Raw genomic sequence first — 15,182 nt, forward strand, 5'->3', positions numbered from 1 at the left:
CCGGTGGACACTCCGCGTCCCGTGCGCCCACATGTCAACTCCGGAAGGACGGCGTCGGACTTGGAAGCCTACCGCCCGTCGGCGGGAGGCGGCACGGAGTTGGGCGACATCGCCGGCCGGGACGACATCCTGCACCTGGTGGGCACCTTTTACAGCCGGGCGTTTGCCGACGAGCTGATCGGCCCCATCTTCACCGACGTGGTGCACATGGACCTGGTGCGGCACATGCCCATCATGGCGGACTTCTGGCAGACGGTGCTGTTCAAGGCGGGCCTGTACAGCCGCAATGCCCTGGCCATCCACTTTGACGTCCACGCCAAGGCGCCGCTGGGGCTGGACCACTTCAACCGGTGGCTGCAGCTCTGGACCAACACCGTGGACGAACTGTTCAGCGGCGGGAAGGCGGAGATGGCGAAGGTGCAGGCCCACCTGATCGCGGGATCGCTGCACCGACGGGTGACGGGCCGGCCGGCAAGCCAGTACAGCACCATCCCGGTGCGCCCGGCTGGGGGCGACGGTGCCGGCGGGGGCCAGTCCGCAGGGGGCTAAACCCCGGCGGGCCGGCCTTCATGCAGCCGGGCCAGGATGGCGTTCTTGAGCGTCTCCGGGGCGGCCTCCTTGCAGGAACGCTTCACCACGGATCGGATCACGCACTCGAGGTCGTACTCGTGGGCGCAGTCGGTGCACCCGTCCAGGTGCACCTTGATCTCCACGAGGTCCTCGCGTGACAGCGCACCGTCGAGGTACTCGTAAATCCGGGCAATCCGTTTGTCGTCGCAATCACCCAGGCTCTGGCAGTCGCCCATGGTCAGTTCTCCGTTTCCTTAAGTTCATTCCCGGCTTCCTTGAGGTAGCCGCGATCCACTGCGTACTCCGAAAGCATGTCCCGCAACAGCTTCCTTCCCCGGTGCAGGCGTGACATCACGGTGCCGATGGGGGTGTTCATGATTTCCGATATTTCCTTGTAGGCAAAGCCTTCAACGTCCGCAAAATAGACGGCGAGCCGGAACTCCTCGGGTATGGCCTGCAAGGCGTCCTTGACGTCCGAGTCCGGGAGGTGGTCCAGTGCGTCGGCCTCGGCCGAGCGCAGCCCGCGGGAGGTGTGCGACTCAGCCCGGGCCAGTTGCCAGTCCTCGATCGAATCCGCGTTGGACTGGAGGGGTTCGCGCTGGCGCTTGCGGTACAGGTTGATGTAGGTGTTGGTCAGGATCCGGTAGAGCCACGCCTTGAGGTTTGTGCCGGGCTTGTACTGGTGGAACGCCGAGAACGCCTTGGTGTAGGCCTCCTGGACCAGGTCCTCCGCGTCGCTGGGGTTGCGCGCCATGCGCATCGCCGCCGAATACAGCTGGTCGACGTACTGCATGGCGTCGCGTTCAAACCGGGCGCGGCGGGCGGCGACGCTTTCGGTGGCAACATCCACCGTGGCCACGTCGGTGTTCGCCGCCGGTGCGGCGGCGCTCTCGCCCGTCACCGCCCGCCACGCAGTGGTCTCATTGGCTTGCTCAGGCTCGGAAATGTTCATCACAGACGAGTCTACTGTCAGTGCCAGCATTGCCGCCTTTCGCCCAGGGTCTCCACGCCGGACCCCTCCGGTCCATACCCATGCAAACCCGGCCCCGGCGCGGTATATTCCGCAAACCCGCCGCCAAAGTGCGAGACTTGTTGGAAGCAGGAACACCCGCCGTGCGGCCCGCCCCACGGAACGGGAACTTTATGGCACACCACCAGGAGGCACCCTTGACCATCGTTCGCGCACTTGCCCGCCCCATGCTCGCCTCGTCCTTCATCCTCTCCGGCCTGGACAGCCTCCGGCACGCGGACCGCACGGCCCGGCAGCTCGGGCCGGTCCTGGGCCGCGTCTCGGCAGCCCTCCCCATTGACGCCAGCGAGACGACGCTGGCCCGCGCCCTTGCCGGTGCCCAGGTGGGCGCCGGCGTCCTGCTGGCCACCGGCAAATTTTCCCGGGCCGCGGCGCTGCTGCTGACCGCCACCGCGGGGCTGACCACATTGGTGGAGTATCGCAGCGCCACCACCGACACCAAGGAAGCCAAGGCACACCGCCGCAGCCAGCTGGCCAAAAATGTCGGCCTCCTCGGCGGCGCGATGCTGGCCTGCGTCGACACGGCCGGCCGGCCCGGCCTGGTCTGGCGGGCCGAGCGGCTGCTTGAATCCTCCAAGAAGAGCACCGGCCGGCAGCTGAAGGCCGCGGACAAGGGCGTCCGTTCCCTTGCCCACGACGTGACGGGACAATAAGCGCCCATGACCGCCGCCCCTTGGCCCGCGCCGTTTGCCGCAACACCCCTGGACGCCACCGTCACCATCCCGGCCTCCAAATCGCTGACCAACAGGTACCTTGTCCTGGCCGCCCTGGCCGGCGGCGCGTCCCGGCTGCGTGCCCCGCTGCAGTCCCGCGATTCCGACCTCATGATAGGCGCCCTGCGCGCCCTGGGGGCCGGCATCGATGAGGTCCCCGGCGCCGGATCCGTGCCGGACCTGGCGGTCACCCCGATTCCAGCGGGCCACACGGTGGACGCCGCGGTGGACTGCGGACTGGCGGGGACCGTCATGCGCTTCGTGCCCCCCGTCGCCGCGCTGCTTTCCGGAACCGTGGCCTTCGACGGCGACCCCGCCGCCCGCGTCCGGCCGATGGCGCCGGTCCTCGCCGCCCTCGAGGGACTCGGTGTCCGGGTGGAGGGGGCCCCGGACGGGTTCATGCCGTTCACTGTCCATGGCACGGGCACCGTGCGGGGCGGCCATGTTGCCGTCGACGCCGGCGGCTCGTCCCAGTTCGTCTCCGCCATCCTGCTGGCCGCCGCCCGCTTCGAGGGCGGGATCCACCTCGAACACAACGGGACCTCCGTGCCCAGCGTGGACCACATAGCCATGACGGTGGAGGTGCTGCGCTCCCTGGGCGTCGCCGTGGACGACTCGACACCCAACCACTGGATCGTGGCGCCCGGACCCATCGCCGCCTTTGACGTGCTGCTCGAGCAGGACCTTTCCAACGCCGGCCCGTTCCTGGCGGCGGCCCTGGCCACGCGCGGCACCGTCCGCATCCCGGACTGGCCGCTGAACACCACACAGGTGGGCGACAAGTGGCGCCAGATCCTGCCGCAGCTTGGCGCCACCGTGACGCTGGAGGACGGCGTGCTGACCGTCACCGGCGGACCGCAGATCCTCGGCGCCGAGCTGTCCGACACCAGCGAGCTGGCCCCGTCCGTCGCGGCCCTCTGCGCGCTCGCAACGACCCCGTCGCGCCTGCGCGGGATCGCCCACCTGCGCGGCCACGAAACGGACCGCCTCGCCGCCCTGGTGGCGGAGATCAACGCCCTGGGCGGGGACGCCGTCGAAACGGAGGACGGGCTCATCATCAACCCCGCGCCGCTGCACGGCGGGCTGTTCCACAGCTACGAGGACCACCGCATGGCCACGGCCGGGGCCATCATCGGCCTGGCCGTGCCCGGGGTCGCGGTGGAAAACATCGCCACCACGGCCAAGACCATGCCGGCCTTCCCGCAAATGTGGTCGGACATGGTCGCCCAGACCGCTGCGGGGGGGACCCGCGGGCGTGGCTAGGGACTACAGCAAGTGGGACGAATCCGATGTCCGCGTCCGGGCCAACAAAAAGGGCAGCCGGCCGCGCACCAAGGACCGGCCGGCCCATGAGGACGCCGTCATCGGCCGCATCACCACTGTCGACCGCGGCCGCTACACGGCCATCCTGGACGAGGACCGGCCCACCGAGCGGGTGGTGATTGCGGCCCGCGCCCGCGAACTTCGCCGCTCCCCCGTGGTGGCCGGGGACTTCGTGTCACTGGTGGGCGACACCTCCGGCAAGCCGGACACCCTGGCCCGCCTCGTCAGGGTGCAGGAACGCCGCACCCTGCTGCGGCGCAGCGCCGACGACACCGACCCCATTGAGCGGGTCGTGGTGGCCAATGCCGACCAGCTGGTGATCGTGGTGGCCGCGGCCAACCCGGAACCGCGCACCGGCTTCATCGACCGTGCCCTCGTGGCCGCCTACGATTCCGGCATCGCGCCCATCCTGCTGATCACGAAGGCGGACATCAAGGACCCCGCCGAGCTGCTGGCCAACTACGAAAACCTTGACATGACGGTGGTCATCAGCCGCACGGCGTCCGCGGGCGCCGCCGACGCCGCCTCAGCCATCGACGCACGCAGCGACGACGGCGACTCCGCCCTCCTGGCCGGGGGCGCCGTCGAGCAGCTGCGCGAACACCTGGACGGCAAGGTCAGCGTCCTGGTGGGGCACTCCGGCGTCGGCAAGTCCACCATGGTCAACGCGCTCACCGGCTCCCAGCGCGCCACCGGCGGGGTCAACGCCGTCACGGGACGCGGCCGGCACACCTCCTCCTCGGCGCTGGCGCTGCGGCTGCTGGACGGCGAGTCTGGGTCCTGGATCATCGACACCCCCGGCATCCGCTCCTTCGGCCTGGCCCATGTGGACCCGGACCGCATCCTGCACGCCTTCCCCGACCTGCAGCCCGGCACCGATGACTGCGAACGCGGCTGCAAGCACGACTCCTCCGCGGTCAACTGCGGCCTGGACCCCTGGGTGGCCGGCGGCCATGCAGGCGACGCGGGGCCGGCCCGGCTCGCCTCCCTGCGCCGCCTTCTGGGCACCAGCAGCCGCACCGAGGGACGTGCCGAGGCCAAGGAACTGGGCAGCACCGACTAGCGGCCACCCGGCGCGGCCCCCGGCCGGCCCGTGCGCGGCGCCCCGTCATCCCGCACTTTCGCCCCATGTACCGCTACGGTGATGGATATGACTGTCCAACCCCAGACGTACAACGACGACCTCCGCCTGGCCCATGTTCTGGCCGACACCGTCGACTCCCTGACCATGTCCCGCTTCAAGGCCCTTGACCTGCAGATTGAAACGAAGCCGGACCTCACCCCGGTCACGGACGCGGACAAGGCTGCGGAGGAATCCATCCGCAGCCAGCTCTCCCGGGTTCGCCCCCGCGACGCGGTGCTGGGCGAGGAGTTTGGCAGCAGCGGCCATGGCTCCCGCCGCTGGATCATCGACCCGATTGACGGAACCAAGAACTTTGTGCGCGGCGTGCCGGTCTGGGCCACCCTGATCGCGCTCGTGGATGAGGGGCGTCCGGTGGTCGGCGTGGTCAGCGCCCCGGCCCTGGGCAAGCGCTGGTGGGCCGCCGAGGGCACGGGCGCCTACACGGGGAAGTCGCTGGCCTCCGCCACGCGCATCCGGGTCTCCAACGTCGCCGAACTGGCCGACGCCTCCCTGTCCTATTCCTCGTTGACGGGCTGGGCGGACCGCGGCAACCGGGACGAGTTCCTGTCCCTGACCGACGACGTCTGGCGCACGCGCGCCTACGGCGACTTCTGGTCGTACTGCCTGGTGGCTGAGGGCTCCGTGGACATTGCCTGCGAGCCCGAGCTCAACCTCTACGACATGGCCGCCCTGGTGCCGATCATCACCGAGGCCGGCGGGCGCTTCACCTCCCTGGACGGCGTCGACGGCCCCTTTGGCGGCAACGCCCTTGCCACCAACTCCATCCTCCACGCGGAGGTGCTGCGCCGGCTGAACCCGGGCTGGGACGACCTCCTCTCCTGAGCGCGGCGGGGCGGCCATGTGTCGTAACAAATGCGCACGCCGCCGGGTTGGGCTAGCCTTTTGCCCATAGGTCACGAGTGCCAGCGCTAAACCCCGGTTTGCTGGCCGGCAACCCTCCTTTCGCGGCGGGGTGCCCCGGGTGACGACCTGGCCAGGCCGGAGCGGTCTTGGCAAGCGCGGACTGTTGGCGTTCCCGGCTGCTTGACCGGGGCGCCAGGTCCTTCCCTGAGGGAGCCCCCCATGACTTCTGCCACTCTCGAAAAAGCCCGCATTTCCGATGCACCCCTGCTGTCCGTGGTGGGCCGCGGGCTGGCCGCGCCCCTGATCCACGGCGGCACGGCACGCTATGTGAACCTGGACTACGCCGCCTCCGCCCCGGCGGTGGAGGAGGTTGCCGCACACCTGTCCGAGGTGCTCCCCTACTATGCCAGCGTCCACCGCGGCGCGGGTTTCGCCTCCCAGGTCAGCACCTCCCTGTATGAGAACGCCAGGCAGACGGTGGCGGACTTTGTGGGCGCCCGGCCCGGCGACGCCGTCATCTTCACCCGCAACACCACCGACTCCCTGAACCTGCTGGCGGGCTGCGTGGAGTCGCTGCTGGCGGCGCACGGGCACCGGGAGGGCGTCTCCAACGAGCACGGCGAAGTCCTGTACCTGGACATCGAGCACCACGCCAACCTGCTGCCGTGGCAGGCACTGCCGCACCGCACCGTGGTGGCGGGGCACACGGTCGAGTCCACGCTGCACCGGGTCGAGACGCAGCTGCGCGCCGGCAACGTGGTGCTGCTGGCCGTCACGGGCGCCTCCAACGTCACGGGTGAGGTCCTCCCTGTGGCGGAGCTCGCGGCCCTCGCCCACAGGCACGGCGCGCGGATCGTGGTGGACGCCGCGCAGCTGGCCCCGCACCGGCGCCTCGACATCGCCCGCGACGGCATCGACTATGTGGCGTTCTCCGGCCACAAGCTCTACGCGCCGTTTGGCGCCGGCGTGCTGGTGGGCCGCCCCGACTGGCTCGACGCCGGCCGCCCGCACCTGGCCGGCGGCGGCGCGGTGAAGGACGTGCGGCTCGAGTCCGTGCGCTGGACCGGCGGTCCGGCCCGCCACGAGGCCGGCTCGCCCAACGTCCTCGGGGCCGCAACGCTGGCCAAGGCCACGGAGGTCCTGGCCGCCCTGGACCCGGAAGACTGGCACGCCCATGAGCAGGGGCTGCGCGCCCACCTGGTGGCAGGACTGGAGGCGCTCGGCGGCGTCACCGTCCACCAGCTGTTTGCGGACTCCTCGACGTACCCCGGCAGCGGCACCATCGGCGTGGTCAACTTCTCCGTGGAAGGGTACGACGCCGGACTGGCCGCCGCCTACCTCTCGGCGGAGCACGGCGTGGGCGTGCGGGACGGGAAGTTCTGCGCACACCCGCTGCTGCGACGGCTGGGCCTGGCCTCGGGCTCGCTGCGGGCCAGCGTCGGGGTGGGCTCCCGGCGCGAGGACGCGGACCGGCTGGTGGCCGGCGTGGCCGCCCTGCTGCGCGACGGCCTTGGCTGGGATTACGTGGTGGACGCCGGCCGCTGGGTCCCCGCCAACGACTCCCGCAGCTACCCCTCCTGGGCGCCCAACACCCCGGGCACGGCCGGCGCCGCGCCCTGCTCCAGCGACTGAACCGCGGGGCGGGGCGGGTAGAGTGGAGCCGCGGAATCGGCACAACTACCTTGGGGGGACATGATGGCAGGCGCGGGCGGACCGGCTTTTGACGACGCACGGCGGGTGGAGATGGCCGGCGCCTTCCAGGAGGGCGGGGAACACTACGACAGGGTGCGCCCCGGCTACCCGCCGGAGTCGCTGGAGTGGCTGTCCGGTGGCCGGCCGTCAGGCGGCGCGGACCCCGGCGACGCCCTGGACGTCGGTGCCGGCACGGGGAAATACACCCAGCTGCTGGTTGCGCGCGGATGGCGTGTGACCGCCGTCGACCCTTCAGCGGACATGCTTGAACAGCTGCGCCGGAAGCTGCCGGAGGTCGCCACGCTGCCGGGAACCGCGGAGGACACCGGCCTGGCCTCCGGGTCCGTGGACCTGGCGGTGGCCGCCCAGGCGTGGCACTGGTGCGACCCGGTGGCGGCGAGCACCGAGCTGGCGCGCGTGCTGCGGCCAGGCGGAACCCTGGGGCTGGTGTGGAACCAGCTGGATGTCAGCGTCCCCTGGGTGCACCGGCTGGCCCGGATCATGCACGCCGGGGACGTCCACAAGCCCGATTTCCGCCCGCACGTCGGCTCCGGGTTCCGCGGCCTCGCCTCCCACGAAACGCGGTGGGAGCAGGTCGTCACGCCGGAGGAGCTGCTGGAGCTGGTCAAGTCGCGCAGCTACTACCTCAAGGCCGGCGCCGCCACGCGCGCCACGGTGCTGGGGAACCTTCGCTGGTACCTGTTTGAGCACCTGGGGCATGTCCCGGGCGAGGAACTAGCCCTGCCCTACTTCTGCCAGACGTGGCGCGCCCACACCTGACCGCCCCTTGTGGCGTCGACTTCGTGACGGCGACGCCTCGACATCCGCAGCCCCGCAGGACTATTATTTCGGTATACCTAAATTTTTGGTTTAGGACTATCGAAGGAATGTGCATTGCTGGAGACCCGTGCCGCCAGGACCCGCCCGCCCCGGCGTGCCCGGGGCGGGCGGCTCCTGCTGCTGGGGCCGGCCTTCGTGGCCGCCATCGCCTACGTGGACCCCGGAAATGTTGCGGCGAACCTCACCTCGGGGGCCACGTTCGGCTACCTGCTTGTCTGGGTGCTGGTCGCGGCCAACATCATGGCCATGTTGGTGCAGTACCAGTCCGCCAAGCTCGGGGTGGTGACCGGAAAATCGCTGCCGGAGCTCCTCGGGAAGCGCTTCGGGACCACGGGGCGCCGGATGTACTGGGTGCAGGCCGAGCTGGTGGCGATGGCCACGGACCTGGCCGAAGTGGTGGGCGGGGCCATCGCCCTGAACCTGCTGTTCCACCTGCCCCTTCCGGTGGGCGGGCTCATTGTGGGCGTCGCCTCCATGGCGCTGCTCACCGTGCAAAACCGCCACGGGCAGCGTCACTTTGAATCGATCATCATCTTCCTGCTGCTGGTCATCACGGTGGGATTCCTCACCGGGCTGGTGCTCAGCCCGCCGGACCCCGCGGGCGTGCTGTCCGGGCTGGTCCCCCGCTTCGAGGGAAGCAACAGCCTGCTGCTGGCCGCCGGCATGCTCGGGGCCACCGTGATGCCGCACGCCATCTACCTGCATTCCCAGTTGGCCAAGGACCGGCACACCGGCGCCCGCCGCACACCGGAAACCCTGCGCCGCATTGTCCGGGCCACCCGCTGGGACGTGGTGTGCGCGCTGATGCTGGCCGGGGCCGTCAACATCGGCATGCTGCTGCTGGCCGCGTCCACGCTGGGCGGGGTGGCCGGCACGGAGACCATCGAGGGCGCCCATGCGGCCATCGCGAACACGCTGGGACCGGTGGTGGGAGTGGTGTTCGCCGTCGGCCTGCTGGCATCCGGGCTGGCCTCCACCTCGGTCGGCGCCTACGCGGGCGCGGCCATCATGCACGGCCTGCTCCATGTCCGCGTCCCGCTGCTGGCGCGGCGCGTGGTCAGCCTCATCCCCGCCATCATCCTGCTGACTGTTGGCGTCGACCCCACCTGGGCGCTGATTGTCAGCCAGGTGGTGCTGAGCTTCGGCATCCCCTTCGCCCTGATTCCGCTGCTGCGCCTGACCGCCAGCAAGGAGCTCATGGGCGAGCACCGCGACGGGCTGCCCCTGCGGATTGCCGCCCTGGCGAGCGCCGTCCTGATCGTGGCGCTGAACGCGGTCCTGCTGTGGCTGACCATCACCGGGACGGCGTAGCCGGTAGGCTGGGGCACGTGAAAACCACGCCCCCATCCTCCAGCATTGAAGACTACGTCAAGGTCATTTACTCCTTCACCGAGTGGCAGGACAAGCCCATCACGTCCACGCAGCTGGCGGCGCGGCTGGGCGTGGCCAATTCCTCCGTTTCGGAGATGGTGCGCAAGCTCAAGGACCAGGACCTGGTGGAGCACGAACCCTACAGCCCCATCCGCCTGACCGCCGCCGGGCTGACGCTGGCGCTGTCCATGGTGCGCCGGCACCGCCTCCTGGAGACGTACCTGGTGCGCGAGCTCGGCTACACCTGGGACGAGGTCCATGAGGAGGCCGAACTGCTCGAGCATGCGGTCTCCGAGACCTTCATCGAGCGCATGTCCGCGAAACTGGGCAATCCCACAAGGGACCCCCACGGCGATCCCATCCCGGACGCCGGCGGCCACATCACCATGGCGCCGTCCCACCGCCTGGATGAGCTCGACCCCGGGCACCGCGGCCGCGTCAGCCGCATCAGCGACCATGACCCCGAACTCCTGCGCTACCTCGAACAGCACGGCATCGGCGTCGACACCGAACTTCAGGTCGTCGGAAGGCGCCCGTTCGGCGGCACCCTGGTGATCGCCAGGCTCCCTTCCCCCGGCGCCCCCTCCCGCACGGACGACGCCGGCCACCTCGACCTGGGCGACGAGGCCGCGGTTTCGCTGTGGCTCGCCACCGTCGGCACGCACCCCGGCTGCACCGTCCAGGAACCCGCCGGCGGAACCCTGATGCACCCGCACGCCACCGGCGTCTGACCGCGCCGGCCGCCGGGCCGCCATTCGGTCTACCGGCGCTGCAAGACCCATGACGCCGTGAACCACAGGACCGTGGCCGCCATCATGATGACGCCCAAAATGGTGGCGCCGACGGCGAGCAGGGCCAGTCCCGCCAGAAGAAACAGGGCCAGGGAGGCAACGGCCACGGGGCCCGGCGGCAGCCTGCGGGCGCTTTTCGGTGCCATGAAGACGCCCCACGCCACAACCACCACGGCCGGGAGGCCGATGCCGAGCAGCAGGTTCCAGGGGCCGGGCTGGCGGAAGCCCCAAAACAGGAAGGAGGCCAGCATGGCCACTTCCAGGGCAAAGCCGACAGCCGGGAGCAGCATGCCCGCGGCGGCATTGAGGCCCGCGTTGCGTGTAGTTGTGGCGGTTTCCGCCCTGCGACGTCCCATGGGTTCCCTCCCGCTCAGTCGTTCGGTGCCGCGTCGGCCAGTTCGCGGCGCAGGACGAACCGCTGCACCTTGCCGCTGGGGGTCTTGGGCAGCTCTGCCAGGAAGTGCACGCGGCGCGGGTAGGCGTGCGCCGCAAACCCGGTCTTCACGAGTTCCTGCAGTTCCGCGGCCAAGGCATCGGACGGCTCATGGCCCGCGTTCAGGACAATGCAGGCCTCGAGCACTTCGCCGCGGATGGCATCCGGCACGCCCACAACGGCTGCCTCGGCCACGGCCGCATGCGTCACCAGGACCGACTCCACATCAAACGGCCCAATGCGGTAGCCGGCCATGATGATGACGTCGTCGTCGCGGGAGGTGAAGTACAGGCGGCCGCCAGCATCGCGGCGCCCGGCGTCGCCGGTAAGGTACCAGGCGCCGTCGGCGGTGAACCGCTCCGCCGTCTTCTCCGGTGCGCCCGCGTAGCCGGTGAACCAAAAGAACGGGCTCTGGGCAATGTTGATGGCCACGCGGCCGGCTTCGCCGTCGGCCGCAAGGGAGTCCGCCGATTCGGACAGCACGTCCACGCGCCATCCCGGCAGGGGCGTGCCCATCGACCCGGGCTGCAGTGGCTGCAGCAGGCCGTCATGCCACGCATTGCCCGCGACCATGCCGTGCTCCGTCTGGCCGTAGTGGTCGCGGACCTCGAGCCCGAACGCGCCACTCCCCCACTCGATGACATCCGGTGTCAGGGGTTCTCCGGCGCTGGAGGCCCGGCGCAGGGCGTGCCGCCGTCCTTCAGCGGAGCCGGCCCGCAGCGCCCGGTACACGGTGGGTGCGGCGGCAAAGTTGGAGACGCGGAACGTGTCCATGACCTGCCAGGTCAATCCGGGGCTGAAGCCCGTGGAGAGAAGGAGCGAGCGGGTGCCGGAAGCCAGAGGCGCCAGCAGCGCAAAGTAGAGGCCGTACGCCCAGCCGGGATCGGCCATGTTCCAGAAGACATCATCGGGGCGAACGTCAAGCCCGAATTCCTGGTAGCCCACAAAGGAGGCGACGGCGCGCAGCGGAATCGGCACGCCCTTCGGTGCGCCCGTGGTCCCGGAGGTGAACAGTTGCGCCAGGGTGCCGTCGCCGCCCACGGCGACCGGTCCGGCGTCGTCCCCGGACAGGCCTGAGAAGGCGCCCGTGCCGCCCACCATTTCGGAAAACGCAATGTCGTGGCCGAAGGCCTCGCCGCGGGCCACCACGACCAGCGGCGACGCATCGTTGGGCACGCCTCCGGGCGGGACCAGCTTCCGGCGCTGGTCGGCGTCGCAAATGACCAGCCGCGCACCGGTGGCCTGGAGGCGGAAGGCGATGGCGTCATGGGCGAAGGCGGTGAACAGGGGGACGTCAACGGCGCCGAGGCGCCACAGTCCCAGCAGCGCCACCACCAGTTCCGCGGACTTACCCATCAGCGTGGCCACGTGGTCGCCGCGGCGCACGCCCAGCGCGCTTAGAGCGGTGGCGAACCGCGCGGATTGTTCACGCAGTGCGCCGTACGTCACATCCTTGAAAACCAAATCGGACCCCACCACCGTGAACGCGGTGTGGTCCGCCGGATGCCTGTCGCAGAACAGCTGTGCGGCATTGGCTCCGGGCACGGCAAAGGTGTCCAGCAATTCCTGGACACGCTCCCGTGCATTGAAGGTCATCCCGGAACTAGCCTTCGCAGTCCCTGCAGTACAGCAGGCCGTTCTTTTCGCGGGCCACCTGACTGCGGTGCCGGACCAGGAAGCAGGAGGCACACGTGAATTCGTCCTCCTGCGGGGGGATGACCTGGATGATCAGTTCTTCATTGGATAGGTCGGCACCGGGCAGGTCCGTGCCCTCGGCGGTGTCCGAGTCCTCGACATCAATGTGCGCCGTCTGGGCACCGCCGCGCTGGACCTGGAGCGCCTGAAGCGACTCTGTCTCGTGGTCTTCGTCCTTGTTGCGGGGTGCGTCGTAGTCCGTTGCCATGCGGTTTTCAAGCTCCTGGTCTTCGTGGTTTCGGCGGGGTATTTCAGCGCCCCATCCTAGCCCCTCAAAGCAGGATTCGTGCCCTTAAATTCCCAATGTTTTCCCACAGCATAGGGTATGGTGGCCCAATTTCCATGCCGGGGCGCCCATTCCCGGGGAACTAATGCCCCAAAAGGGCCCGAATGTGCGGTTCCTCACGTCACACGGCCATTGCGGCCGTCACGGGAAGCGGACGACGCCGGGTGCCTGGCCGGGCGCCCGGCTCGCGGGCCGCCCCGGATACCCCATATCCTTGTAGGAACATGGCAAACAACTCTCCCTCCGAAAACCACTCCCTCAACCGCAGGCAGGTGGCGCAGGCCCTGGACATTCCACCGGAAATGGCGGCGCGGAATGGCATCCCGTCGCGCATGAAAGCCTCCGACGTGGCGGAGCTGGACGCCAACCCGCCGGCATGGCTGGCCCAGTCACGGGCCAATTCCACCGGAAAGCGGCCCATCTGGGTGGAGCTGCGCTGCCACGTGTGCGACTTCCACGAGCTGGCCCGGCCGAAAAAGTGGTGGCCGGCGTTCAGCTTCGTGGCCTGCGACTTCCACGGCGACGGCGAGCTCCCCGCCCCCGCGCCCGGTTGGCGCCGCAGCCGGTTCGACGGCGTTGGCAGCCGGTTCCGCGGCTTCACCGACACCCGGGACCCCGAGTAGCGGCCCGCCCCGCCATCTGCAGAACATGATCCAGTTCCGCCATCCGGCACAAGAGCTAAGGAGGGCCCAGCCGTGACTGTTCCGGCCAAGGTCTTTTTGAACTGGCTCGACGAGGTGGCCGGCGGAGCCAGCCACGCGGCGGTGTGCCGCGCCGCCGGCATCAAGCGGTCCACGTTGGCGCAACAGCTTGTGCGCGGGCGCGTCACCATGGCGACGGTTGCCGCGGTCAGCCGCTCCCTCCACCTCCCGGTGGTTGCATCCATCGCCAGGTTCCCCCAGTACCAGGACCTGGCGGCCGGGGGCAGGGCGCCCACCGAGGCAGAGCTGCTGAGCCAAATTTCCGACATGGACCTGCTCCGGGAGATCCTGAACAGGAGCGCCGCGGTGGAGGCCGGCTCGCCGGCGGCGCAGACCATGCTTTCCCCCGTGCCCCACCGGGCGTCCGTGCGGACCTGGCTGGACGCCGTCGATCCCTCCGAGCTGCGCCAAATGGTGGCCAGGGAGGCCGGGATTGCCCCACAGAACCTGTCCGCCCAAATTACCGCCAACCGCCTGACGCCCGAACTGGCCATCACCTCCGCCCAGCTGGCCGGCGTGGGCCTGACCAACGGGCTGGTGGCCACCGGCTTCCTCACGCCGGCGGAAGCGGGCTGGCGGCCCGGCTCCCGCACCGCGGTATTGCGCAGGACAACCAACAGCTCCCTCGTCTCGCTGGCTGCGGAGCGGCTGGAAGCCCTCGGCCGCACGCTGCGGCGCACGGAACAAGATTCTGCCGCCGCGCAGACAGTATGGGAGAACCTCGGATGACACTGGTCCTGCAATGGGTGGCGCTGGCGGTGTGCGTGGCGTGCACCGCATGGCGGCTGCCCACCGCGATCCACGGCCGGAACCGGAGCTTGTTTTGGGCGTTCCTCATGGTGGCCGTCAGCGTGGCGCTGAGCATCCCGGTCATCTACCTTCCCGTGGACGGGGTGCTCGGAGGCGTCAACCTCGCCAACGTGGTGCTGCGACTGAGCCTTTTCGCCGTGTTCTTCCTGCTGGCGGCCAAGGTCGCGGCCGCCTACAACGCCCCGGCGGCACGGGCCTTCATCCGCGGGCCCGTGGGGCTGGCGGTGCTGATCGCCTGTTCGGCCGGCATCCTGGTCACCTACGCCATGTCCGACCTTCGCGGCTCCAGCCCCGGACTGTCGGGATTCACGGACGAACCCGCCGTGGTGGCGTACATGTGGATCGGACGGCTTTACCCCGCCTATGCCGCGGCCGCCCTGGTGCCGGCCACGGCCCGGGCGGCGCTCTCACGGCGCCCGGCGATTGACCGCGCCGCCGCCTTTTTCATGTGTTTGGGCTTCACCTGCGTCTGCGTCACGCTGGTCGTGCAGATGTCGTCCAACGACGACTCGACCCTCATGGGCGCGCTTTCCTTCGGGGCGGTGCTGTCCGTGGCCGCCGGACTCGTCCTGGTCTGGGTGTCATGTTTTCGCGGAACCATGAAAGAATGATTCCGGCATGTTCACATTTCCATTACGTTCTGCCATAATAATGATTGCGTGAACGTCACCTGGGGGTGGATTCCATGCAATCGCTTTGGGGGTAAGTGGTGGCCGGGTTCTGATTCGGCCACCACTTAGTCATTTAAGTCCATCGTTTGGATTGCCCCCACCCCGGCCCCCGTTCAAGCCCGGGCTTCCCCGCGCCGGACCCGCCCCTTCCCGGGCCGGCTGTGAAGCGGGCCCCGATAGACTGGAGGGGCGATTCACAGCGTCGAAGCGGACCACTCCTGCCGCGGGCGCATTGGCACACACCCCGTGCCCCGAGAAAGGTTTCCTGC

General features: G+C 69.6%; 17 protein-coding genes and 1 riboswitch. Of the genes, 12 read left to right on the plus strand and 5 right to left on the minus strand.

Features of this window, described 5'->3' with window-relative positions; genetic code table 11:
• The first annotated feature begins 60 nt into the window (after positions 1 to 60).
• Positions 61 to 549 (plus strand): group III truncated hemoglobin, encoded by a 489-nt coding sequence (locus G6034_RS04160; protein WP_176633833.1) that lies wholly within the window; start codon positions 61 to 63, stop codon positions 547 to 549.
• Here G6034_RS04160 and rsrA read toward each other — a convergent pair.
• Both rsrA and G6034_RS04170 read right to left on the minus strand, forming a co-directional pair.
• Positions 546 to 806: a mycothiol system anti-sigma-R factor gene (gene rsrA, locus G6034_RS04165; RefSeq protein WP_176633834.1), complete on the minus strand. Its 261-nt coding sequence runs from the start codon at positions 804 to 806 to the stop codon at positions 546 to 548. The two genes, G6034_RS04160 and rsrA, sit on opposite strands and share 4 nt — an antisense overlap.
• Before the next feature lie 2 nt (positions 807 to 808).
• On the minus strand, positions 809 to 1,522 hold the full coding sequence (locus tag G6034_RS04170; RefSeq protein ID WP_246295272.1) for a sigma-70 family RNA polymerase sigma factor: 714 nt from the start codon (positions 1,520 to 1,522) through the stop codon (positions 809 to 811).
• Between the two features lie 215 nt (positions 1,523 to 1,737).
• Here G6034_RS04170 and G6034_RS04175 point away from each other — a divergent pair, with 215 nt between their 5' ends.
• The 8 genes from G6034_RS04175 to G6034_RS04210 all read left to right on the plus strand — a co-directional run bounded on the left by G6034_RS04175 (position 1,738) and on the right by G6034_RS04210 (position 10,257).
• Positions 1,738 to 2,253, plus strand: coding sequence for a DoxX family membrane protein (locus tag G6034_RS04175; protein WP_176633835.1), 516 nt, complete (start codon positions 1,738 to 1,740; stop codon positions 2,251 to 2,253).
• A 6-nt stretch (positions 2,254 to 2,259) separates the two neighbouring features.
• A complete protein-coding gene (gene aroA / locus G6034_RS04180; protein ID WP_176633836.1) occupies positions 2,260 to 3,576 on the plus strand; it encodes a 3-phosphoshikimate 1-carboxyvinyltransferase in 1,317 nt (438 codons plus the stop codon).
• Positions 3,569 to 4,699, plus strand: a complete 1,131-nt coding sequence (gene rsgA, locus G6034_RS20075) for a GTPase RsgA (RefSeq protein WP_176633837.1) — start codon at positions 3,569 to 3,571, stop codon at positions 4,697 to 4,699. The genes aroA and rsgA overlap by 8 nt, the downstream gene beginning before the upstream one ends.
• Before the next feature lie 87 nt (positions 4,700 to 4,786).
• Positions 4,787 to 5,602 carry a histidinol-phosphatase gene (gene hisN, locus G6034_RS04190; RefSeq protein WP_176633838.1) on the plus strand — a complete coding sequence of 272 codons (816 nt, stop codon included), beginning with the start codon at positions 4,787 to 4,789 and terminating at the stop codon, positions 5,600 to 5,602.
• Positions 5,603 to 5,671: 69 nt separating this feature from the next.
• A riboswitch (SAM riboswitch) is annotated at positions 5,672 to 5,785 on the plus strand.
• A gap of 57 nt (positions 5,786 to 5,842) precedes the next feature.
• Positions 5,843 to 7,255, plus strand: coding sequence for an aminotransferase class V-fold PLP-dependent enzyme (locus G6034_RS04195; protein WP_176633839.1), 1,413 nt, complete (start codon positions 5,843 to 5,845; stop codon positions 7,253 to 7,255).
• A 60-nt stretch (positions 7,256 to 7,315) separates the two neighbouring features.
• Positions 7,316 to 8,095: a class I SAM-dependent methyltransferase gene (locus G6034_RS04200; RefSeq protein WP_246295273.1), complete on the plus strand. Its 780-nt coding sequence runs from the start codon at positions 7,316 to 7,318 to the stop codon at positions 8,093 to 8,095.
• Between the two features lie 114 nt (positions 8,096 to 8,209).
• Complete coding sequence (locus G6034_RS04205) at positions 8,210 to 9,466, plus strand: Nramp family divalent metal transporter (protein WP_425485457.1); 1,257 nt, start codon at positions 8,210 to 8,212, stop codon at positions 9,464 to 9,466.
• 17 nt (positions 9,467 to 9,483) lie between these two features.
• The gene (locus G6034_RS04210) at positions 9,484 to 10,257 is read left to right on the plus strand and encodes an iron dependent repressor, metal binding and dimerization domain protein (protein WP_176633840.1); all 774 of its coding nucleotides are present in this window, start codon (positions 9,484 to 9,486) and stop codon (positions 10,255 to 10,257) included.
• 29 nt (positions 10,258 to 10,286) lie between these two features.
• On the opposite strand, the gene G6034_RS04215 is transcribed toward G6034_RS04210, so the two are convergent.
• Genes G6034_RS04215 through G6034_RS04225 form a run of 3 tightly spaced genes read right to left on the minus strand, consistent with a single transcriptional unit; the run spans position 10,287 to position 12,653 of the window.
• Positions 10,287 to 10,673, minus strand: a complete 387-nt coding sequence (locus G6034_RS04215) for a YrdB family protein (protein ID WP_176633841.1) — start codon at positions 10,671 to 10,673, stop codon at positions 10,287 to 10,289.
• Positions 10,674 to 10,687: 14 nt separating this feature from the next.
• Positions 10,688 to 12,346 carry an AMP-binding protein gene (locus G6034_RS04220; protein WP_176633842.1) on the minus strand — a complete coding sequence of 553 codons (1,659 nt, stop codon included), beginning with the start codon at positions 12,344 to 12,346 and terminating at the stop codon, positions 10,688 to 10,690.
• A gap of 7 nt (positions 12,347 to 12,353) precedes the next feature.
• On the minus strand, positions 12,354 to 12,653 hold the full coding sequence (locus G6034_RS04225; RefSeq protein WP_176633843.1) for a DUF4193 domain-containing protein: 300 nt from the start codon (positions 12,651 to 12,653) through the stop codon (positions 12,354 to 12,356).
• Between the two features lie 302 nt (positions 12,654 to 12,955).
• On the opposite strand from G6034_RS04225, the gene G6034_RS04230 reads away from it, so the two are divergent.
• The 3 genes from G6034_RS04230 (at position 12,956) to G6034_RS04240 (ending at position 14,853) form a co-directional block, all read left to right on the plus strand.
• Positions 12,956 to 13,354, plus strand: a complete 399-nt coding sequence (locus G6034_RS04230; RefSeq protein WP_176633844.1) for a hypothetical protein — start codon at positions 12,956 to 12,958, stop codon at positions 13,352 to 13,354.
• 72 nt (positions 13,355 to 13,426) lie between these two features.
• Positions 13,427 to 14,161: a hypothetical protein gene (locus G6034_RS04235; protein ID WP_176633845.1), complete on the plus strand. Its 735-nt coding sequence runs from the start codon at positions 13,427 to 13,429 to the stop codon at positions 14,159 to 14,161.
• Positions 14,158 to 14,853 carry a hypothetical protein gene (locus tag G6034_RS04240; protein WP_176633846.1) on the plus strand — a complete coding sequence of 232 codons (696 nt, stop codon included), beginning with the start codon at positions 14,158 to 14,160 and terminating at the stop codon, positions 14,851 to 14,853. The genes G6034_RS04235 and G6034_RS04240 overlap by 4 nt, the downstream gene beginning before the upstream one ends.
• The last annotated feature ends 329 nt before the right edge of the window (positions 14,854 to 15,182 follow it).

Origin of the sequence: Arthrobacter wenxiniae (assembly GCF_013376105.1) — a bacterium.
Lineage (GTDB): Bacteria > Actinomycetota > Actinomycetes > Actinomycetales > Micrococcaceae > Specibacter > Specibacter wenxiniae.